Origin of the sequence: Roseiconus nitratireducens (genome assembly GCF_008629675.1) — a bacterium.
In the GTDB taxonomy this organism is placed as follows: Bacteria; Planctomycetota; Planctomycetia; order Pirellulales; family Pirellulaceae; genus Stieleria; species Stieleria nitratireducens.
Window position 1 is genome coordinate 1 of record NZ_VWOX01000009.1, and the last position, 22,583, is coordinate 22,583.

The 22,583-nt window shown below is 60.7% G+C and carries 11 protein-coding genes; 8 read left to right on the forward strand and 3 right to left on the reverse strand.

Features of this window, described 5'->3' with window-relative positions; translation table 11 throughout:
- Positions 1-323 precede the first annotated feature (323 nt).
- From FYK55_RS16040 to FYK55_RS16050, 3 genes are all read left to right on the forward strand, one after another.
- Positions 324-1,772, forward strand: a complete 1,449-nt coding sequence (locus tag FYK55_RS16040; protein WP_201743729.1) for a hypothetical protein — start codon at positions 324-326, stop codon at positions 1,770-1,772.
- A gap of 63 nt (positions 1,773-1,835) precedes the next feature.
- A complete protein-coding gene (locus FYK55_RS16045; RefSeq protein ID WP_315854048.1) occupies positions 1,836-3,038 on the forward strand; it encodes a cellulase family glycosylhydrolase in 1,203 nt (400 codons plus the stop codon).
- A gap of 178 nt (positions 3,039-3,216) precedes the next feature.
- On the forward strand, positions 3,217-8,922 hold the full coding sequence (locus FYK55_RS16050; RefSeq protein WP_161604545.1) for a sulfatase-like hydrolase/transferase: 5,706 nt from the start codon (positions 3,217-3,219) through the stop codon (positions 8,920-8,922).
- Between the two features lie 87 nt (positions 8,923-9,009).
- Here the strand turns inward: FYK55_RS16050 and FYK55_RS16055 are convergent, their stop codons facing one another.
- Positions 9,010-10,050 carry a sialidase family protein gene (locus tag FYK55_RS16055; protein ID WP_235908729.1) on the reverse strand — a complete coding sequence of 347 codons (1,041 nt, stop codon included), beginning with the start codon at positions 10,048-10,050 and terminating at the stop codon, positions 9,010-9,012.
- 682 nt (positions 10,051-10,732) lie between these two features.
- On the opposite strand from FYK55_RS16055, the gene FYK55_RS16060 reads away from it, so the two are divergent.
- Positions 10,733-12,049: an FMN-binding protein gene (locus FYK55_RS16060; protein WP_161604546.1), complete on the forward strand. Its 1,317-nt coding sequence runs from the start codon at positions 10,733-10,735 to the stop codon at positions 12,047-12,049.
- Positions 12,050-12,160: 111 nt separating this feature from the next.
- On the forward strand, positions 12,161-14,620 hold the full coding sequence (locus FYK55_RS16065; protein WP_235908730.1) for a 4Fe-4S binding protein: 2,460 nt from the start codon (positions 12,161-12,163) through the stop codon (positions 14,618-14,620).
- A 48-nt stretch (positions 14,621-14,668) separates the two neighbouring features.
- On the opposite strand, the gene FYK55_RS16070 is transcribed toward FYK55_RS16065, so the two are convergent.
- The gene (locus tag FYK55_RS16070) at positions 14,669-15,358 is read right to left on the reverse strand and encodes a trimeric intracellular cation channel family protein (protein ID WP_150077466.1); all 690 of its coding nucleotides are present in this window, start codon (positions 15,356-15,358) and stop codon (positions 14,669-14,671) included.
- Between the two features lie 131 nt (positions 15,359-15,489).
- Here FYK55_RS16070 and FYK55_RS16075 point away from each other — a divergent pair, with 131 nt between their 5' ends.
- Together FYK55_RS16075 and FYK55_RS16080 are read left to right on the forward strand one after the other, a co-directional pair.
- On the forward strand, positions 15,490-17,817 hold the full coding sequence (locus FYK55_RS16075) for an alkaline phosphatase D family protein (RefSeq protein ID WP_161604548.1): 2,328 nt from the start codon (positions 15,490-15,492) through the stop codon (positions 17,815-17,817).
- Between the two features lies 1 nt (position 17,818).
- A complete protein-coding gene (locus FYK55_RS16080; RefSeq protein WP_150077468.1) occupies positions 17,819-19,231 on the forward strand; it encodes an L-serine ammonia-lyase in 1,413 nt (470 codons plus the stop codon).
- Between the two features lie 84 nt (positions 19,232-19,315).
- Here FYK55_RS16080 and FYK55_RS16085 read toward each other — a convergent pair whose 3' ends face one another.
- Positions 19,316-19,894 carry a sigma-70 family RNA polymerase sigma factor gene (locus tag FYK55_RS16085; protein WP_150077469.1) on the reverse strand — a complete coding sequence of 193 codons (579 nt, stop codon included), beginning with the start codon at positions 19,892-19,894 and terminating at the stop codon, positions 19,316-19,318.
- Between the two features lie 362 nt (positions 19,895-20,256).
- Between FYK55_RS16085 and FYK55_RS16090 the strand changes: the two genes are divergently transcribed.
- Positions 20,257-22,557: a TlpA family protein disulfide reductase gene (locus FYK55_RS16090; RefSeq protein WP_161604549.1), complete on the forward strand. Its 2,301-nt coding sequence runs from the start codon at positions 20,257-20,259 to the stop codon at positions 22,555-22,557.
- Positions 22,558-22,583 lie beyond the last annotated feature (26 nt).

Below are 22,583 nucleotides of genomic sequence, written 5' to 3' on the forward strand. Positions count from 1 at the left end.
CAAGCAAGGGTGAACTGGCCAAGTACGACGTCGCTGGTCACATCCAAAACACGGGAACCACTAGCTGACGGCGCACCGTGAGTCACCCACTCTGGTCAAGGGGTTGATTCGGGTGAAGTCGGCCGGAAAACGTGGTAGGATCGTCCGGCCAGGTTTCCCCGACCGCCGGACTGCGGCACTTCAGAGAGCGACGCTCGCCTACGCGTCGAAGATGCGGCTCAGCCACCGTCTGCAACGGTTGCGACATCAAGCCCGCAACCGACGAGCGTTTTGCTTCAACGTGAGGCTGCCGAGTTGGGATTCCAACAGCACAGGATTCCGCTTTGCTCAGCCCATCCGATCATCCCATTCGTCGAACAGCATTCACAGCCTTGCTCGGCCTGCTCTGGATCAGCACGATCACTTGGTGCCCACTCCTTGCCGTGTCCGCGGCCGATCGTGACGCTCCCTTTCGCATCGAAGTCGTTGATCAGGAGAACGGCTGGCCCGTTCCACTGGTGTCGCTGACCACCACGCATCAAGTCGAGTTCGTCACGGACAACGCGGGCGTCATCGCCATCGATCAGTCCGACCTGATGGGGCGAGAAGTCTTTTTCGACGTCAATGGACGCGGGTATGAAGTCGCGGCGGACGGATTTGGCATTCGCGGCGTCCGCTTGACTCCTGAACGCGGAGGCTCCGCGCGTGTTGAAGTGCATCGAACGATCATCGCCAAACGCGTCGGCCGGCTGACGGGTGCCGGACAGTTTGTCCACCGACAACAGTTTTCCGAGCCTCCCGCGGGCTTCACTGAGACGGGCGTCTATGGCTGCGACAGCGTCCAGTTGGCCACGCACCGCGGTCGCCTGTTTTGGCTGTGGGGCGACACCACGCTGGCGCGCTACCCGCTGGGCATCTTTGACTCCAGCAGCGCCACGACGTCGCTGCGGCCCCTGAATCACGACCGGCCGCCGCTGCAAATCGATTACGAATATTTTCGCGATGACGAGGAGCGTCTGCGTGGGGTCGCAAAAATGCCCGGCAGCGGTCCGACCTGGTTGAGCGGCTACGTCAGCTTGAACGATCACGAAGGCCAGCCGCACCTGGTCGCGACCTACACCAAGATCCGACCACCGCTGGAAGCCTACGAGCGAGGTCTGTGTGTTTGGGATGACGGCACGGAGCGCTTTGAGCGGTCGCAGGTGCTGTGGAGCAAGACCGACGACTCGCCCGAACCACCGCCCGCCCCGATGGGTCACGTCGCATTGTGGAACGATGCTTCCGGACACCGCTGGGCATTGTTTGGCGACCCGTTTCCGACCATGCGCATGCCGGCCACCTTCGAAGCCTGGCAAAATCCGCAGACATGGGAAACGCTGCGTCCCCAAGCCAAACTGGTTGCCGGTGATGGCACCGAAAAGGCGGTCCGCCCCCACAGCGGGTCGATCGCTTGGAATGCGCATCGCAACCGCTGGGTGACCGTGTTCATGCAACGGTTTGGCGATCCCTCGGCATTCGGCGAGTTGTGGTACGCGGAATCGGATGCGCCCACCGGCCCCTGGGGACCGGCCATCAAAATCCTCAGCCATGATAACTATACGTTTTACAACCCCCGGGTTCATCCGGAATTGACCGACCCCGACAGCCCGTACCTGCTGTTTGAAGGGACCTACACCAAACAGTTTGCGGACTCACCGCCGCCGACCCCACGCTACGATTACAACCAGATCTTGTATCGGCTGGATCTGCAGGATGATCGCTTGCAGCCGGCGCACGGCGCGTCACTTGAATGAGTTTCCGCCACGTCCAAAGGTGTCGCAGGGCGACCTGCGACGACTTGCAATCAGGAGCCACCCATGAACCCGTTGCATCGTCTCTTTGCGTCGCTTCGTCTTCCCCTGTTGCTGTGTCTGTCCGTCACCGGCGTTGTGGCGCGCATGGCGACTGGCCAAGAGAATGCACCGCACGAATCCGCGGAAGCAAGCGAACAGCGTTTGCGGCCGATCGCCGTCAGCTCGGACGGAAAGCATTTTGTCTACGACGGAACCGAAGAACCGTTTGTTGTTTGGGGCGTCAACTACGATCACGACCGTGACGGGCAATTGCTGGACGAGTACTGGATGGAGCACTGGGACACCGTGGAACAGGACTTCCGCGAAATCAAAGCATTGGGTGCCAACTGCGTCCGGATCCATTTGCAACTGGGCAAGTTCATGGATCAACCCGACCGCCCCAACGACCGGGCGTTGCAACAGTTGGCAAAGCTGTTGCATCTGGCCGAAGACGTCGGACTGTATTTGGACATCACCGGCTTGGCTTGTTACCACAAGAAGAACATTCCCCCTTGGTATGACTCACTTTCCGCACAGGATCGTTGGAACGTGCAGGCCTTGTTCTGCGAATCCATCGCCAAGACCTGTCACGAGAGCCCGGCGGTGTTTTGCTACGACCTGATGAATGAACCGATCTTGCCCGGAAAGGAACCGGCGACCGAATGGTTGGGCGGTGAACTGGGTGGCAAGTTCTTTGTCCAGCGACTTTCACTGGACCTGGATGGACGCACCCGACAGGAGTTGGCGGGACAGTGGATCCGGCAGATGACCGGCGCGATCAAGCGGCACGACGACCATCATCTGGTCACGGTCGGTGTGATTCCCTGGGTGTTTGTCTTTGGCGGCGGAAAGCCCCTGCTTCATTCCCCCGAAGTCGGTGACGAGCTGGATTTCGTCGCCGTGCACTTTTACCCGGAGTCGGGAAAACTGGACCGTGCCGTCGAATCGCTGTTGGCCTACGAGGTTGGCAAACCGATCGTCGTCGAGGAAATGTTCCCGATGAAGTGTTCGCCGGACGAGCTGATTGAATTCGTTCGCCGTTCGTCCAAACACGTCGATGGTTGGATCAGTTTTTACTGGGGAGCGACGGCGGACGAATTGACCGAATCGCCGCAAAGCGGGCTGGCCGGCGCGATCACCGCGAAATGGTTGAAAGAGTTTGAAAACGAGTCTCAACGAATCCGTGGCGCCGGCGGTTCCACGATCGACGAACCGGAATCAAACTGAGCCAGAGTTGATCCAGCACGTCGGGTCATCGCGCCGCGAACGGACCGTCGGTTCGCGTGCCCCCGACGCGGCCACTATGATGGATCACCGCCGTTCCAACGCCCTCCCCCACCGACTTTTCGATGACCGAACACGCCTGGCGGATCTCCCGCCGCCGCGTGCCCGTCTCGCTTTCGCAATGAAACGATTCCTCTGGCTCACGCTGGCCTTCAGCAGCGTCTGTACCGTTGCCTCCATTCACTCGCCGAACGTCGCGGCGGACTCACCCGATCGGCACGATCGCCCCAACATCGTCGTGCTGTTCGCCGACGACATGGGTTTTTCCGATGTCGGATGCTATGGCAGCGAAATCAAAACGCCGAACATTGACCGGCTGGCTGCGGGCGGTCTGCGGTTTTCGCACTTCTACAACACGGGCCGCTGCTGTCCTTCCCGAGCCTCCATCCTGACGGGGCTGTATCCACACCAGGCCGACATCGGACACATGGCCGGCGATCTGCAAGTCGACGGCTACCGCGACCGCCTGAGCTTCAACGCTGTCACCCTGGCTGAGGTCTTGGGCCAGGCGGGATACCACACGATCATGACCGGCAAATGGCATCTCGGCTGGCGGGATGAAGGCAGTCCGACGGCGCGAGGTTTTCAACACTTCTACGGAACACGCGGCTACATCGACAGTTACTACACGATCGTGCCTCGCACGGAAGTGTATCTGAACAACGAAATCGTCCTGCCGGTTGGGGAACATCCCGTCAACGACCTGCATCCGGATCAGGAATGGTACACCACCGATGTGTTCACCGATTACGCGCTGCACTTCATCGATCAGGTGCGCAAGCAGGATCGCGAGCCGTTCTTTTTGTATCTGGCCTACAACGCGCCGCACTTTCCGCTGCACGCCAAACCGGAAGATATTGGTCAGTACCGCGGCACGTATCGCGACGGCTGGCAACATTTCCGCAAACGTCGCTATGAACAACTGGTCGAGTTGGGCATCCTCGATGACTCCTGGCCGCTTTCGCCGCTGGACGTTCCGGAGTGGGACACGCTGACCGACCAACAACGCGACGACATGGACTTTAAGATGTCGCTGTTTGCGGCGATTGTCGATCGGTTGGACCAGAACATCGGTCGCGTGATCGATCACTTGCAGGCGATCGGCGAACTGGACAACACCTTGATTGTGTTTCTCTCTGACAACGGCGGGACCAAGGAAACGGGGCTGTTTGGAATCAAGGGCCAGCAGCACACCGTCAACAACTATCCCAGTTGGGCGAAGGTCGGCGGATGGACCAGCAGTTACGGCCAGGGCTGGGCAAACCTGAGCAACACCCCGTTTCGACGCTACAAGCGAGAAAACCACGAAGGCGGGATCAGCGCCCCGTTCATTCTTCATTGGCCGGCCGTCATCAAGGACGCCGGCGCGCTGCGGCATCAACCCGCCCACCTGATCGACCTGATGCCCACGTTTGTGGAACTGTCCGGGGCCCAGTACCCCGAACAATTCAACGGCCAGCCCACTCAACCGATGCAGGGAACCAGTCTGACCCCCACGTTCGACTCCGATCAAATCCGCCCACGCACCTTGTACTGGGAACACGAAGGCAATCGCGCCATTCGCGATGGAGACATGAAACTGGTCGGACGTCGCAACGAACCCTGGGAACTGTACGACATTGCTCAAGATCGCACGGAATTGAACGATTTGGCGGCTGACCGGCCGGACACGTTTCAGCGGCTGCGTCGCAAATGGGACGCCTGGGCCGATGACGTCGGCGTTTTGTCGGTCACCGAATTTGATCAGGCCGTTCAAGAAATGCGGCAGCGAAATCGCAAACCGAAATCGGCCGCGCCCGCCCCGTCAACTGAAGGCAAGACGTCAACTGCAACCAAGACGAAGTCACAACCCGATGACTCCGACCCGTCCGAAACGACAAACGCGGGCGACAACGCTGCCAATGCCAACACGCCCTACGTGTTCAACCGAGCTCCGCTGGCGACCAAGCCCTACAGCGAACTGCCGCTGGGCACGATCCAACCCCAGGGCTGGCTCCGGGACGAGCTGACCCGCATGGCCAACGGCATGACCGGTCATTTGGACCAGTGGTACCCGGAGGTTTGTGGGCCACGCAACGCTTGGCTGGGTGGAGACGGAGACACCTGGGAACGCGGCCCCTATTGGATCGACGGCCTGTACCCGCTTGCGAAACTGCTGGACGATCCGGCGTTGCAGGCCAAAGCACAACGTTGGATCGAATGGACTTTGGCAAATCAACGACCCGACGGACAAATTGGACCGCGCGAATTGAAGGATGCGGATCGTGAGGTTCCCCCGCCACCCGGCGCCCAGACCATCAAGCCCGATGATTGGTGGCCGCGGATGGTGATGCTAAAAATCCTGCAGCAACACTATCTGGCGACCGGCGACCAGCGAGTCATCCAATGCCTGACAGACTATTTTCGATTCCAACTGCGTGAATTGCCCGACCGTCCGCTTCACGATCCCTCCAATCCCCGCAGCGGGTCCTGGTGGGCAGCCCAGCGCGGCGGCGACAACCTGATGGTGGTGCTGTGGCTGTACAACGTCACCGGCGATGAATTCCTGTTGGACCTTGCCGATTTGATTCATCAGCAAACGGTACCGGTCACCGATTGGTTCAACCGCAAAGACAATAAAGTCATCCTGCGGGCCGACCAGGGAGACGCGCTGCATTGCGTGAATCTGGCCCAGATGATGAAGACCCCCGTGATCCGCTGGCAACAGGACCAGGACCCGAACCATCTGGATGCGGTGGCAACCGCGCTGGCCGACATCCGCACTTTCCACGGCCAACCGCACGGGCTGTACGGAGGTGACGAGGGGATGCATGGCGACGCGCCCGATCGTGGTTCGGAACTCTGCTCGGCCGTCGAAATGATGTACTCGCTGGAAAAGATGTTCGAGATCACCGGGGATCCCGCACACGCCGACCACTTGGAGCGGGTCGCATTCAATGCACTGCCGACGCAGTGCACCGACGATCATCGTGCCCGACAATACTTTCAGCAAACCAATCAGGTCCAAGTCACCTTTGGGGAACGTGACTTTTTCAATGACAACGGAGACCGCGTCGTCTATGGCTTGTTGCAGGGATACCCCTGTTGCACCTGCAACTTGCACCAGGGCTGGCCCAAGTTCACCCAACACCTTTGGATGGCATCCAACGATGGAGGCCTGGCTGCGGTGAGCTACGCCCCCTGCCGCGTCACGGCAAGAACCGGGGACGGCTCCGAAGTCACCCTGGTCACCGAAACCGGGTACCCCTTCAAGGAAAACACCCGGATCACGGTCAAGACCGATCAACCGGTTTCGTTTCCTGTGCACCTGCGGATCCCGGGTTGGGCCGACGGCAGCGAAATCCGCGTCGACGGGCAGCAGGAAAAAAGCGTTGCCGCCGGGACGATGCATGTGATCAAGCGAACTTGGAACGACGGCGACACGATCGAGCTCCGATTTCCGATGCCGGTGCGCAGTTCCCAGTGGTTCGCCCGGTCACGTGCGATCGAAAGAGGACCGCTGGTGTACGCCTTGGACATCGCTCCGGAATGGAAAGAAGTCGTGCTTCCGCGACCCGAAGGCGTTCCGGATTCAGCGATGCACCGTGGCTACCTGGAAGCGCGTCCCAAAGATGCCTGGAATTATGCCCTCCCCGGTCCCGTTGCGAATCAACCGCAGGGGAAGTTCAAAGTCGAAGTTGATGAAACGATCCCGGCAAATCCCTGGACCCGAGAATCAGCGCCGGTGCGTCTGAAGACGCGGGGCATCCCGCTGGCGGACTGGCAACTGAATCGCAATTCGGCGTCCCCCCCGCCGCTCAGTTCGGCCATGCCGTCGGACGACGCGCGACAGCAAGAGATCACGCTGATTCCCTACGGCGCGACGACGCTGCGGATTGCTGCCTTTCCCTGGATCCGCTGGGAGGATTTGGATGCGACGCAAAATTATCCACCGGACCAACTTCGATTCGCCTCGGCGAGTTCCTCGCACTGCCACCCCGCCGACACCGTCCAGGCGGTGCGGATGCCTCACGAACCGATTTCGTCGGCCGACACCACCATCCGCCGTTGGACCAGTTGGCCGCAAGTTGGGCAGGACCAGTGGGTGGAGATTCGCTTGCAACGCCCCACCCGGATCGATGCCGTCAACGTGTACTTTTACGACGACGGACGAGGCGTCGCCCTGCCGCGACGCTGGCACGTGGAAGCGTTGACGCCGACCGGCTGGCAAGGCGTACGCACCGAGTCCGATCAACCAGCACCGATCCAAGCCGACCAGTTCTGCACCGTTCATCCGGTCGACACCCAGGCAACATCGCTGCGAATCGTGATGCAGCCCCGAAGCCCCCAGAAGGCCCTCGGCATCCTGTCGATCACCGTCGACGGCAAAGCGGTGGAACCATCCGATCGGGAGCACGGCGATGCCGATCAGGAGCGTCCGAACTTCGTCTTCTTTCTCACCGATGACATCAGCCCCGATGACCTCTCGGTCTATGGCAACCCGGTCATCCAGACACCGCACCTGGACCAAATCGCTTCCCAAGGCTTGGTCTTTGATAACGCTTATCTGACAATCAGTTCTTGTTCGCCCAGCCGGGCGAGCATCATCACCGGTCGCTACCCGCACAACACCGGAGCTCCCGAGTTGCATTCGGCGCTCCCGGCCGACCAGGTGACCTTCATCCAGAAGCTTCAACAGAGCGGCTACCACACGGTGATCTCCGGCAAGAATCACATGGCACCGCCGCGGCAACTGGGGTTTGACGTCTCCTCCGACAGCAAACCGTCCGGATGCGAAAAGTGGGTGCAACACTTGCGGGATCGTCCCAAGGATCGTCCCTTCTTCTGCTGGTTCGCTTCGCACGACGCCCACCGGCCGTTCACGCCGGACGAACACGCCCCGACTTACCAGCCGGGGCAAATTCAAGTCCCGCCGATGATGTACGACGGACCTGGAACCCGGCAGGAACTGGCTGATTATGCCCACGAAGTTAGTCGCACCGATCACTATGCCGGGGAACTGATGGCGGAACTGTCTCGTCAGGGGATCGCGGACAACACCTACTTCGTCTACTGCAGTGACAACGGCCGCCCCTTTCCACGCTGCAAGACGTACCTGTATGACAGCGGGATCAAAACACCGCTGATCATCTCCGGTCCCGGTGTCGCCACAGGCCGCACCGACACACTGGTCAGTTCGATTGATTTCTCGGCCACCTTCTTGGAATTGGCGAAGGTCGCCGCGCCGGTCTCGATCCAAGGCGTCAGTTTTGCAGACACGCTCGCCGATCCGCAGGCCGAACCGGCGCGCAACGTGGCGTTCGCCGAGCGTAACTGGCACGTGTACCAGAATCACCAACGAGCGGTGCGCACCGGCGACTGGCTGTACATCTGGAACGCCTGGCCGGAGCGTTACAGCATCGCCGGCGAAAGTTCCGCGTACCGCTTCCAAGCGGCGAAAGAATTGTGGGAAGCGGCCGAACGAGGCGAGCTGAGCGACGCACAAGCGTTGTTGACTCGCGTCCCGCAACCCGCCGAGATGCTGTTCAATGTCAAAGACGATCCGCACCAGCTGAACAACCTGGCAGGCCAACCTTCGCATCGTGACGTCTTGGTGCGGCTTGGTGGTTTGCTCGACCGCTGGAAATCGGAAACCGGTGACAGCGTGCCGGACAACCCGACACCGGATCGCCAATCCCTGCACGAGGGTGTTGAACGGCGGACCGAGCGGGGCGAGTTTCCGGGACAAGCGAACAAAGCCACGTCCATCAATGCGTCCGGCCCGGTCATGGTGCGGCCGATCGATCGGACAGCGAATTTGCCACAGCCAGCCGGCTCCGCGCCCTGAACGGCTGACGGTCCACCAGGCGTGTCAGCGGCGTCTTCGTCGCCACGCTCGCCAGAGGGCGACCTGTCGCAAATCCGAGCTGCTGCATCACTTGTCGGACAATGGAACCTTCACCTTGGCCAAGTAGATCGATGTCGTCGCGTGCGAGGCATCGGCTTCGTGCCCGGAGTAGTAGCTGACCCACAGGTGGTCGTCATGCCAGACCAGTCCTGCGTAGCTGGTGTCACCGCCCGAAGGCAACTCCAGGCATTCGGTCAACGTCGCCCGCGCCGTGTCCAACCAGCACAGCGACGTTCGGGCGCCTCCGTCGTACAAGCGGACCGCGGCGAGGACACGGCCATCGGGTATTTCAATCAGGTGGGGACCGCCGACTCGGACGCCGAGATCGCGCCAATTCCATTCGCGATACGGCGGCTTGGACGTCCCGAGGAGTGCCGAGTTCTCTGCGCCGTCGCGGCGCAACAAGCATTCCGCGGTGTCGTCTTTGCGAAACAGGATCGAAGATTCGTTCCCGAACGAATTCTTTCGCAAATCGGCGACCAACGGCTGAAACGATTTCCCGTCTTCGCTTTGATACAGACGCAAGGTTCCGCGGCTGTCCGCCGTCCCATACCCGATCCCGTAGGCGCGGGGACCGTGCCATGTCACGCGCCACAGCCAGACATCGGGATCACCGACCGGAAAGCCTTCGCTCCAATCGCGTCCGTCATCGGAAAACCAGGACAGCGACTGATGCCGGTGGGTTGCCGACGCGGGGAGCGCTGCGGCGCCGGACAGCATCAATTGGCCGTCGGGCGTCACGGTGATCTTCGCGTCGCGAAGATCGGCTCCGGGACGTTCGATCAGGGCGGCGGACTGCCAACTCTTTCCGTCGGCCGACTCGATCACGCGGATCCGGCCATGCGGCGAAACGTGCCCGTCCCCTTCGCGGAACACGCAGTACCAGCGGTCCTGAAACCGGATCAGATCGGTAAAAGCGTTGTGCGGGGCGCGGTCCCAGATTTTCCGCACGTCCACCAACGTCACTGCATCCTGTGCGGGAGGTTGGGCAAGCAGCGCCGTCGTGGGCAGCAACACTGAGAGCGCCAACAATGACAGCAATTTTTTTCTGATCGTTTCAAGCATCATCAAGAATCCGGCGGGGAAAGTCGTCCACATCAACGCAGCAGGATACCCCAATCCGATCCCCAACACCGGGGACAGCAAAACCGGGGACAGAGCACTGGGCTCTGCTGACCACACGTAGCTACGCTCGCCAGAGCGTGGCGTTCCGCGGGACGGGCAATTGGGGACAGAGCATCTTGGGGAAATCGGCGCGGGGATAGAGCACTCTTGGTCGGGCAATTGGGGAAATCGGCGCGGGGACAGAGCACTCTTGGTCGGAGCACTCTTGGTCGGTAACCAGGCTTTGTCTGAAAACGGAAGGATTTCCGCCGTCTGGCGACGGCAGCTACGGCGATAACCGGGCGATGCGGGAATTGGATGGGATTCGGTCGCAAACGGGGACCTCAAACGGGGACAGAGCACCATCGGTGGTCCGACGGGCGTCGTTTGGCGGTCGCCGATGGCGGTTCGGTTGCGCAGCTTGATCTTCCGTTTGCTAGACTAGCCCGTTCCGCTAGCTGGACAGCGCTACTTTGGGTGAGCCGCGTGGCGCTAGCCGCGGATTTTCTGGCCTCAACCGGCGGATAGCACCTTGCGGTTTATTTCACCGCAAATCACGGTGTTTTGATTGAAAGTGGCGTCGTCCAGCTAGCCCCCCGCCCGCCCCTGCCCCACGGCTGACGTGCCGTCGAGGAGAACTGTGTTGATGTCTTCAACGTCGCGTCCCATCCCAGCCTTTGGCTATTCACGACTTGTCCCGTTCCTGGTGGCACTGCTGCTCGGTTTCGCCCCCGGGATCGGCTACAGCCAGGACCAGGTCGAGTTCCTCAACGGGACCACCATTGAAGGAAAGGTTCAATCGATCCGCAAAACGGATCGGGAATTCGACTTTGAAACCACCGTTGGCGATCGAACGCTAAAACGAACCTATCCGTTTGCCAAGGTTCACGCTGTCATCCTGAAGGGAAAACGCTACGAGCTGACTCCCAAACAAGCCGGTGATTCCGCAGCTTCCCAAACGGCGGACCGTCGCAGCGAATCGGAAATCAAAGCCGTGATCGAGGCCGCCGGCGAAACTCCGCCGGAATGGTTTGAATCAACCGATTTGGATTATCCCAAATCGTTGGATTTGTCCTGGCCACTGCGACCGCCGACCAAGGAATGGGAAAGCCACAAAAACATGGGTCAGTACATCTGGTCGGTCATCAATGAGAATCCGGGACGCTGGCATTCCGGAATCAAACTGGTCCATCACGTTCTGTCACTGCACCAGGATGACCCGGTCCTGCTGCGACGCGACATGGAATCTCTTGGCAACTTGTACTTCACGCTGCTGCAGGATTACGCGCGAGCAGCGTTCTGGTTTCAAAAGGCGAAACCCGATCCGGGAAGTCGCGAGAGCATCCGGTTGGCCGAATGTTATTGGCGGCTCGGAAATCGGCCGATGGCGTTGAAGTTGACACGTGGAAGATCCCTGCCTTTGGCTGCAATCAAATTGCTGGGTGAGATGGGCGAACTCGATCGCGCCGTCCGGCTGGCCGAGGCGTTTGGCCGAACCTCACAAAGCAATCAAGCCCTGCTGCTGGCCGGAGACGCGCTGCGGCAAGCGGGTCGGGCCGAGGAGGCGATCACGATTTATCAACGTGTCGTCGACAACCAGGACTTCCGGAATAAGGAATACGAGAACCGGATGAAGTCGCGTGCGCGCGACAGCATCGAAGCGATCCGGTTGTTCGACCAGGTCGATCTGGCGACTCTTGCCGACGGCAAGTACACGGGCAACGCGATCGGCTACAACGGCAAGTTGGACGTCGCCGTTCAGGTCGGTGGCGGAAAAATTCGCTCGGTCCGCGTGACCTCCCACTCCGAGAAGCAGTTCTACGCGGCGCTCACCGACACGCCAAACCAGATCGTGCAGACACAAAGTCTGACGGAAGTTGACGCAACCAGCGGTGCGACGGTCACCTCCCAGGCGATCGTCAACGCCACGGCCAAAGCGGTTGCCGGAACGCCCGTTGAGTGAGCGAGGGAAAACGCAGATGCGGCGCACCAACAACCGGGGCCAAGCGTATTGGGCCCCTCAACACCGGACCGACTTCTGGGCCGAACCCCACCGGGCCTCACGGGGATGCTCATGAGACGCTTGGCGATTGGTGCGGCGATCGCGATGCTGGGAACGGCGGTCCTGCTGGCCGGCTGGACCGACCATCCGCTTTCTCGCGCGCTGTCTGACGGCTCCAGCTTGTTGACGGTGGCCGTCGGGGGTCTGCTGATCGCGGTGGCCGTGCTCGTGTTGCTGACGACTCTGGACCGAGGTCGGACCGGCGCGTTGTTACGTCTGGATTGCTTCTTGCCGTTTCTCAAACGCATCCGCGACGGCAGTTCGCCGTCGCACTCGGTGGCGGGTCGCATGCTGCGCCGCATCGTTCCCGCATCCTGGCAGTCCGACTGGGCCACCAAAAAGCGTGGGAGTTTCCGAAAACGGATGGGCCAGTTGGGCATCTCCTGGCGGGCGGCACCCGTCCGCCGACTGATTCAATCAATTTGCTTGCTGACTTTTTTGGTCTTGTTCTTCGTCGTGTGTTGGCCCTACTCGGCGCGTCCCGCACCGGTCGGCGAAATCTGGCCGGGCTGGAGTTTTGACGGCGTCGACCAGCAATCGGGCGAGTTCTTGTTTTCCGGTGGAGAGACGGGAAAATCGCCCATCGCGGCTCACCAGCAGCTGTTTGTTTTTGACGAAAGCGTGCCCGACCCCGCGTCCGGCGCGGCCGGCAGCTACGACGTCGTCGAGGTGACAACGGACCAGATTCGTTTGCGATCAACCGACGATTTAAGTGCCGCCTTGGACACGCTGCTTATTGGTGGAGGTCCGTGGACTTTGCGGCAGTCCGATCCGACCGCCTGGCCATCGCACTACGCGGACAATTTGCGGCGCAAGGAGATCATCCCGGCGGAATTGTTCTTGGCGATTGATCCGCTGGTCAGCCTCTCCACAGCGATCGCGTCGCGCAGCTATGTCTGGTCGCTGGTTGCGGCCGGCATCATCTTGCTGATCTGCGTGCTGATCCCGCGAGGTTTCTGCGGTTACCTGTGTCCCTTGGGAACCACCATCGATTTGTTTGACTGGGCCGTCGGCAGGCGGGTCACTCGTTTTCGCGTCGGCAACGACGGTTGGTGGGTCCACATCAAGTACTACCTGCTGGCGGGGACCTTGGTGTGCGCCGTCTTGGGCATTTTGGTTTCCGGCTTTGTTTCGGCGATCCCGGTGATCACGCGCGGCATGCTGTTCCTGGTGGATCCCCTGCAAAGTGGTTCGCTACGCGGTTGGCATTTGGTGCCGGCGATGAACCTTGGGCACCTGATTTCGATCACGCTGTTCATTGGCGTGCTGGCACTGGGTTTTTTGCGTCCGCGATTCTGGTGCAAGTACGTCTGCCCCAGCGGAGCCGTTTTCTCCTTGGGCAATCTATTCCGCGTGACGGAGCGGAAGGTCGAATCCAGCTGCATCCACTGCAACAAGTGCGTGGAAATCTGCCCGTTCGATGCCATCAAACCTGACTTCACGACTCGGACCACCGACTGCACCCTGTGTCAGTCTTGTGGCGGTGTCTGTCCAACTCATGCCATCAAATTCGTGGAACGGTGGAACTTGGTGGAGTTAAAAGCTCCGAACGATCCGCCAACGGGTGAGACCGCGTTGGGACGGCGTGGCTTCCTGTCGCTTGCCGGTGGCAGCGCTGCGGCAGTTGCCGGCGGGGTCGCCATGGCCGGAATGACCAAAACGTTTGGGGCAAATCTGAATGCTCCCGATGCCTTTCACCCCGTTCGACCTCCGGGAAGCGTCCCGGAGCAAGAATTCTTGCAAATGTGCATTCGCTGTGGCGAGTGCTTCAAAGCCTGTCCGAACAACGTCCTGCAACCGGAAGCCTTCCAACAGGGCCTGGAAGGACTTTGGACCCCAATGGTCAACGCCGATTGGGCGGGATGCGAATCCAGCTGCAATGCGTGCGGTCAAGTCTGTCCAACGGGCGCCATTCGTGCGTTGCCGCTGGAGGAAAAGAAAGTGGCACGCATGGGCTTGGCAATCGTCAATTCCGACACGTGCTTGCCATTGGCCGGTCGCGAGGATTGCGATCTCTGTGTGCAAGAATGCAACGCCGCCGGCTACCACGCGATTGAGTACATCAAGGTGCGTGCAGAAGTTGACGACGACGGCCAACCGATCGAAGGCACCGGGTTCCTGGCGCCGAACGTGATCGCCGATCAGTGCGTCGGCTGCGGATTGTGCCAGACACGATGCTACGGAATCAACGTGAAGGAAAAGCACTTGCTGCAGGAGTCCGCAATCATTGTCCAGGCGGGCGAAGGCAGGGAGGACCGCATGATGTCAGGATCCTACCGTCAGAAGCGAAAGCGCGAGCAGGCCGAGCGCCAGCAAACGTCCTCCGAACCCGCTGCGGACTCCTACTTTGTCCCGAATTCCGAACCGACGGAGGATCCGTTCGGCACCTTGCCGGATCCGTCGCAACCGGAACCGAACGCGGGCGTGCCCGACGACGATCCCTTCGGCATCCAGTCAGACGATCCGTTCTGAGCCGCCTGACGGTCCAGGCAACGAGGTGCCAATTCCGGCGTCGACTTGTCACTCGCCCGGATCTTCAAACTCCAACGTCCGCATCCGCCAGTCGAAATGCAGCGATGCCAGACGCGACAGGACGATGAATCCGACTGCCAGGGGAAACGACAGCGCCCGATCCACCCCCCAGGCGTCCATCAAGAACAACAACCAACTCCCGACGAAGGCACACGTCGCAAAAAACGGCGCCGAAGTGAACAGGCTGGGCACGCGGTTGCAGACCACGTCGCCGATCACGCCCCCAAAGGTTCCGGTGATCACACCGAACATTGCCGCGATGAAATGGGACGTCCCCACCTCCAATGCGATCGTCGCGCCGACGACGCTGTACAGCCCCAATCCCAGCGCGTCCGAAACCGTCAACGCTCTTTCGGCCCACCGGGGGATGCGGGGCACCAGAGAGAATGCCACCGCGATCGCGAACACGACCACGGGATAGTGTTCGTGCTGGATCCAAAACAACGGATGCCGATTAAGAAACAGGTCTCGAAGCGTCCCGCCGCCAAAAGCGACGATGAATCCGACGGAGAACACGCCGATGAAATCCATCTGGTGCTGTCGTGCCAGCAACATCCCGTAAATCCCGCTGGCCATCACGGCAATCCATTCGGCTAACTGATACATCAACGGGAACTCCGACGCAGCGATGGACGCCACGACGCGGGGAATCAATCTGACGAGCGGATACCACGGCATGTCCGAACCTTGTCGGGACGGCACGACGTCGGCATGATGAGGAAGGATCTTGCGATCGACAACCCGTTCCTCGTCCGGCAGCCGTGATCATGACCTACCGCTTCGTATTTCCCAGAACGTTGTTTCTCACCGTGTTACTTCTGACAACGTTGTTCCACGCGATGTTGCTGGTTGCGAACCCGTCGTCCGCCCAAGTGGCCTCGGATTCCACGGAACTGCACAGTGACTGGCAAGGAACACGCACCTGGGTCGGACCGGGCTTTTGGGCCAACCCGATGCCGCGCTGGCGGGTGGTCGATGGAGAATTGCGGGGTGTTTCCGGCCGCGGGCACACCGTCCATTCGCTGACGCACCAGATCGAGGCAACCTCCGGAGCGGTCGAGCAGTCGGTGCATGTCCGGTTGATCGAGCGGGGCGGCCGCCCCGGGTCGCGTTCGTGGGCCGGTTTCTCGATCGGAATCCGTGGCACTCTGGACGGCTATCAAAATGCACTGGTGCACCCTCAGACGTCGGTTGACGCCGGTATCCGAAGTGATGGCAAGCTAGTCCTGGCCGATCAACTGGGCGATGACTCCGTCTCTCTGAACGGTCCGGTCCGGCTAACGCTCTTCGTCTCTGCGGCCGGCCAAGCCGTTTTGAAGGCGTCCACGGAAGACCAATCCGAGTTTCAGGTTCGGGCCAACCTGCCGGCGGGATCCTGGGTGGGAAACATCGCCTTATCGGCCGGCACGAATGGACGCGGAAGCGAATCGACGTGGGGATTTCGTGACTGGCACGCCGGTGGGCCGGGATTGGCGGCGCACCCGGATCAAACGTTCGGCCCGATTCTGTGGTCTCAGTACACCTTGAGCGACGCGACGCTGCGGCTGACAGCACACTTTCCCCCGCTGGGAACCGCCGACAACTGGCGTGCTCGACTGCAACTCCAAAGCGACGACGGGCAGTGGGCGGACGCTCAAGAATCGGAGATCGACAAGCTGTCTCGAACGGCAACCTTTGAAATTGGCGCCTGGGATGCGACACGCTCGCGTCGCTACCGCATCGCCTATCGCTGGCGAGGCCAGGACAGCCACTGGCAGGGAGAAATCCGAAGCGACCCCCGCGACCAGCCCCAATTCCGCGTCGCCGTGTTCTCCTGTGACCATGGAGAACTGTTTCCCAATCGCCGCATCGTTGACAACGTGCTGCATCAAAACCCGGACCTCGTGTTCTTTGCGGGCGACCAGATCTACGAAGGCTACGGCGGATTTGGCGCTGCTCGGTCAGCCGGCACCGAAGAGGCCATGTTGGATTACTTGCGTAAGTATTGGCAATTCGGTTGGTCCTGGAGAGACGTCTTGAAGGACCGACCCAGCATCATCATTCCCGATGACCATGACGTCTTTCAGGGAAACCTGTGGGGGCAAGGCGGACGGGCCGTGCCCGGCGGTGGAACGGACGGCGCGGCCTTTGCCAAAGGCGGCTACATCATGCCGGTTCCCTGGGTCAACGCGGTCCAGCGGACACAGGTTTCCCACCTGCCCAAGCCGGTCGATCCAGAACCCTGCCCCAGCGGAATCGATGTGTACTTCACGACCATGCGGTACGGAGGAGCAAGCATCGCCATTCTGGAAGACCGAAAATTCAAAACCGGTCCCGGGTCGGTTTTTCAAGGCAGGCGTCGTGGGTCCGATCCAAGCCGCTATGACCTTCCGGGGCTGGAACTACTTGGAGATCGCCAGGAAGCATTTCTGAAACGTTGGGCGCAGCAGTCCTCGGCAGAATATTTTCGCATCGTCTGTTCCCAGACCATCTTCGCCAAAGCATCGACGCACTCCGGACAGAAACTCCGGCGAAGCCAGCTTGATTTTGACAGCGGCGGATGGCCACAGTCGGCGCGGGACCGCGCCTTGCAGTGCTTGCAACCGGCGGGAGCCGTCATGCTTCACGGAGACCAGCATTTCGGAATGCTTCTGCAACACGGGGTCGATCAGTGGGAAGACTCGGCGGTCGCCTTCATGGTTCCCGGGACTTCCAACGGGTTCCCCCGAGCCTGGTGGCCCGAGGCACCGGGTCAACCGGTTCCGCCCCGAGATTCCGAATCGGATGATGCCACCGAACGGTCTGCCAACGCGCGGTCTGCCAGCGCGCGGTCTTCCAGCGCGTTGGCGGACACCGAGGCAAAGCGATGGACGGGCCGGTTCTTCGATGACCTTGGTAATCGGATCACCGTGTTTGCGGCCGGCAACCCGGACCGTGGCAGCAATGAATTGAAACCATCCGAGGAGCGTTCGGTCGAAGCGATCGAACACCGCAAAGGAAGTGGCCACGGCCTTGTTACCTTCGACCGCCCGTCGAATACCGTCAGATTCGAACTGTATCGATTGCTGTTCGACGCCGAGTCTCCCCAGCCCGACGATCAGTTCCCGGGCTTTCCCGTAACGCTTGACCTGCCCGCACCGCCGGAGTCGGACCAATAACATGCCGTCCCTAAGCGCATTCGACATCTTCAAAATCGGCATCGGCCCGTCCAGTTCCCACACCATGGGTCCGTGGCAAGCGGCGCGGCGGTTTCTAGACGAACGAACATCGGCGGAGCTGGCTCGTGTGAACCGTCTGGTCGTCGATCTGTATGGCTCGCTGGCCAAGACGGGCAAAGGTCACGGGACGGACCTGGCCGTCCAAATGGGTCTCCTTGGTGCCGACCCGCGAACCGTGGAAGTGGATTCGATTCCAACCGAACTGGAATCGATCAAGGCGTCCGGCCGAATCACGGCCAACGGCGTCCGCCAGATCGCCTTCGACCCCCAACAAGACATCGTGTTTCATCGAGAGATCCAGTTGCCGGGGCACCCCAACGGTCTGCGGTTCACGGCGATATTGGACGACGGATCCACGATTCAGTCCGTGTATTATTCGATCGGCGGGGGTTTCATCGTTCGCGAAGGCGAAGCCGAACCGACCACCGCAAAGGCGTTTCCTTTTCCGATCGAGTGCGCGTCGGACCTGCTGACACATTGCCGGGAAAACAACTGCAGCATCGCCGAGATCGTGATGCGCAACGAACTTGTCCTTCGGGACGCAACGCAGATCCACACCGAGATTGATGCGATCCGCGACGCGATGCTGTCGAGCGTGCACCGGGGCTGTCGCACCGCGGGAACCCTGCCGGGCGGGCTGAATGTCAAACGTCGGGCTTTCGGGGTGGCGTCCAGCTTGCTGGGACACGATTGTCCGGAAGGTGCGACGCAATGGCTGGATGCGATTCGTCAGCAACCGCGAGACTTCCAGAGGGTTCTGGACTGGGTCAGTTGCTTTGCACTGGCGGTCAACGAAGAGAATGCGGCTTTCGGACGTGTGGTGACCGCGCCGACCAATGGAGCGGCCGGGGTCATTCCGGCGGTGTTGATGTATCACCTTTGCTTCAATGATCCACCACCGGAAGCATCGCGACGGTTTCTGTTGACGGCTGCCGAAATCGGTTGCATCTTCAAAAAAGGCGCCACCATCTCGGCGGCAATGGGTGGCTGCCAGGCGGAGATCGGTGTCTCCTCGGCGATGGCCGCAGCGGCGCTGACCGAAGGGCTCGGTGGGACGCCTCCGCAAGCAGCGATGGCCGCCGAAATCGCGATGGAGCATCACTTGGGGATGACGTGCGATCCGATCGGCGGGCTGGTTCAGATCCCCTGCATCGAGCGTAACGCATTTGGTGCCATCAAGGCGATCACGGCGGCACACCTGTCGCTGTTGACCAATCCCGTCGAAGCCCGGGTGTCACTCGATGACGTCGTTCGCACGATGTGGGAGACCGCTCAAGACATGAACGCCAAATACAAGGAAACGTCCGAAGGTGGCCTGGCGTTGCGAATCGCCGTCAACCTCAGTGAATGCTGACATCCGATGCCGGATTGAACGGGGGCCGTCGTTCAGGTCCGGGACGTGATGGCACGACCGAGTGCTCAGTGAACCTGCGAAAGATCAGGGCCCGTCGGGGAGCTTGGCCAGCCAGCTGGACTTCAACGATTTCATGCCGCGATAGATCAATGCGGCCACCGCACCCTTGGGCCGATTCATTCGGCGGGCGATCTCTGCCAGCGGCAGCGATTCCAGGTGATGCAATTCAATGGCTTCACGCTGTCCCTCAGGCAGTTCCGCGATCGCTTCCAACAGCAAATGTGTCATCTCATTGCGGGCCGCGGTCTCGGAGGGACTGGTCTGCTCGGCCGCCAGGCAAGCTTCCAGACGCAGCGTCGATCGACCGATCGACTCCTGGATTGACCATTCCCGACTCAATCGACGTTTTTGCGTCCGCAGCTTGCGCAGTTCATCCAGCAGATTGTTCATGAACACACGCCGCAGCCAGGGGAGACGAGCGGCGGACACGTCGGGCACCGTTTGACGCGTTTGGTAGGCCTCCAACATCGTCGTCTGGACGATGCCGGAAAGATCGATCTTGGCAATTAATTCGGGATCCAGCTGGGCCCTGCCCAACAGGTGCAGGTAATCGCGGTGCTGCTCCGGCCAGGGAGCGCGTTCCGGAATCGAATTGTCCTTCATAGTCGCTGCTCGCCGGCGTGAAGGTTGGCGGAGGAGCCCTGCACAGTGCGTTGCACAGTGCCCTGAGCCCGGAAAGGTGCCCTGCACAGTGCCTGAAACAGCAGAGCCCTGACGGGGAGGAGGATTGCGCTGGAAATCTTAAAAAACGAGCATCGAATTCGAATCGAACCTCCCCCGTTCCAAACACGGCGTCGGATTCGATGAGGGCGCCCTGGCAACGGATGCTGCGATGACCCGGCGGAGATCTTTCACGTTTTTTCTTGATGGACCGTCATCCCCCCGGGTACAAAGACGCTACTCCTCTGCGACTCATAGCCCGCGCGCCGAGCGCCCTCATCGCACCCTCGCCCCGGAATTCCTTGATGAACCTTCGCCATCTCGCGATCGCCCTGATCGCCCTTGTCACGTTCACGACCGACGCGTCAGCCGCCGAACAATGGTACGGGACCGCCGACGGGTGGGGCCTGATGGTGGACCCCGATGGCGACTGCAGTTTCACCGTCGCGGCGGACCGAGTGGAAATCGGTGTCCCGAAGACCGCTCACGGGATGAGCATCGAATTGAAAAAAATGAATGCACCTCGGGTGGTGCAATCGGTCACCGGCAGCTTTGACATGCAGGTACAAGTCGGTGGAAAATTCGATCCCCGGGAACCGACCGTGAAGACGCGGACAGCCTACTCCGGCGGCGGGCTGGTGCTGATGCAAGACGACCGCAACTACGTCCGATTGGAACGAGCCGCACTGCGTCGGGGAGAGCGAGTTAGCCACTACGTCAATTTTGAATTGCGCCGCGACGGGCGTCTGCTCCGCTTCGGTGCGCCCGCCGACTTTTCGCTGGGAGCCGACGACCAATTGGACTTGAAGGTCCAGGTCCGAGGCAAAGCCGTGCAAGGTTTTGCCCGCAAGAACGGTGGGGCCTGGAAAGACCTGGGTGTGAAGGAGTTTGCCGCTGTCAAACCGCTGACCGCAGGCATCGCGGCCATCAACGCGACCGATGTTCCATTCAATCCCGTCTTCGAATCGTTTCGGTTGACCAAAGTGGCCGAGGACAGGTTGGAACTGCCCGGCAGCACACCACCCGCCGAACCGGGCGACCTCGAGAAATCCGACGAAACGCCTCCTTTGCAGATCGCTGTGATCCACGGCGCCGACGCCAACGCGGCCCCTCAGTTCCAAAAGTTCTTGCAGCAGAACGAAATGAAACCTCGGTTGGTCGACGTGAAGGGGCTGCAGGCCGACAAATTGGCCGGCGTGGATTTGATCCTGGTCACGTCCGACACCGCGGGAGCATGGGACAACGGCGACGCTGCCAACCTGATTCGCCAGACGGGGCGTCCTGTGATGGGTCTGGGCGAAGGCGGCTACCAACTGCTTGGCAAACTGGGTTTGGCCATCGGTGCCCCGCGCGGATGGCACGGGACGCTGACGTCCGCGCGACCGGTCCCCGGGATCAAGCTGTGGGACGACCTCGGCCCCGCCAAGGACGGTGGATCCCACCAGCTGTATGAGCAGTCGGCTCACGTCGGAATTCACCTTCCCGATCCGGTCGAAGGCGTTCAACCGATCGGACGTGAGCCCGACAACGCGACTCACTACGTCATTCTGTCCCAGGAACCGCACTTTCTGCTGTGGGGATTCACCGGAACGCCGGAGCAAATGACCAAGGTAGGCGGCGATGTGTTCGTGCGAAGCTGCGCCCACGTCGTCGCGATGGACCGTCCAGCCGAAGTCGAGTTGCCGGACTCCACGCCAAAGTCGCCAGCGATGCAACACATGGCCAAGACGCTGCAACTGGGCCGTCAGGTCATGGGACTGAAGCAAATGAAAGCTCAGGAGCGGAAGGAGTTCGTCGATGCGGTCGTCGAATTGCTCAAGTCGCGTCCTGAACAGGTTCCGGTGTCAATCGACAGTCGTTTGGCTTACCAGTTGGGGCGTACACTGGAATCGTTGGACGACCGGGACTTTGCGGTGGCGACCTACAATCGCATGGCCGATGCTTTCAGCGATGCCTCGGGTGAAAACGCGGAACGGCTTGCCAACAGCCTTCGTGGCGCGGCCCGCCGTGCCGATCTGCCGGGCAACTCCATGGACCTGGCCGGCAAAACCCTGGACGACCAATCCTTCGATTGGCAGTCCTATCGCGGCAAAGTCGTGTTGGTCGATTTCTGGGCTTCGTGGTGCGCCCCCTGCCGCCGGGAGATTCCCAATGTGCTTGCTCAGTACGAGAAATACCACGAACACGGATTCGACGTCGTCGGGATTTGTCTGGATACTGACCGCGAGAAAGCGACCTCCTACGTCGACGATTCCGAGATTCCGTGGCCCAGTTTGTTTGCAGAGAAAGCCGGATGGGAGCATCCCATGGCGATCAAGTACGGAATCTCCGCCATCCCGACCGCGATCCTGGTAAACCGCGAAGGCAAGGTTGTTTCGTTGAAGGCCCGCGGGGAGGAACTGCAAGAACTCTTGGCTGGCCTGATCGATTTGCCCGAAGCCGAGAGTTCCGCGGAAGACTCCACGAAGGCGAAATCGGATTCCCCTGATTCCGAGGGCGGCAAGGACTCCGAGCAAGACGAGGGGCACTCCGCCGACACCCCCTCGCAGTCGGAAACGGAAGAAGAAAGCGAAGAAGCTGCGGTGGCCACGGAAGCCGATTCGTGAACCGAGTCGCATCCGTGTTGTCGAGC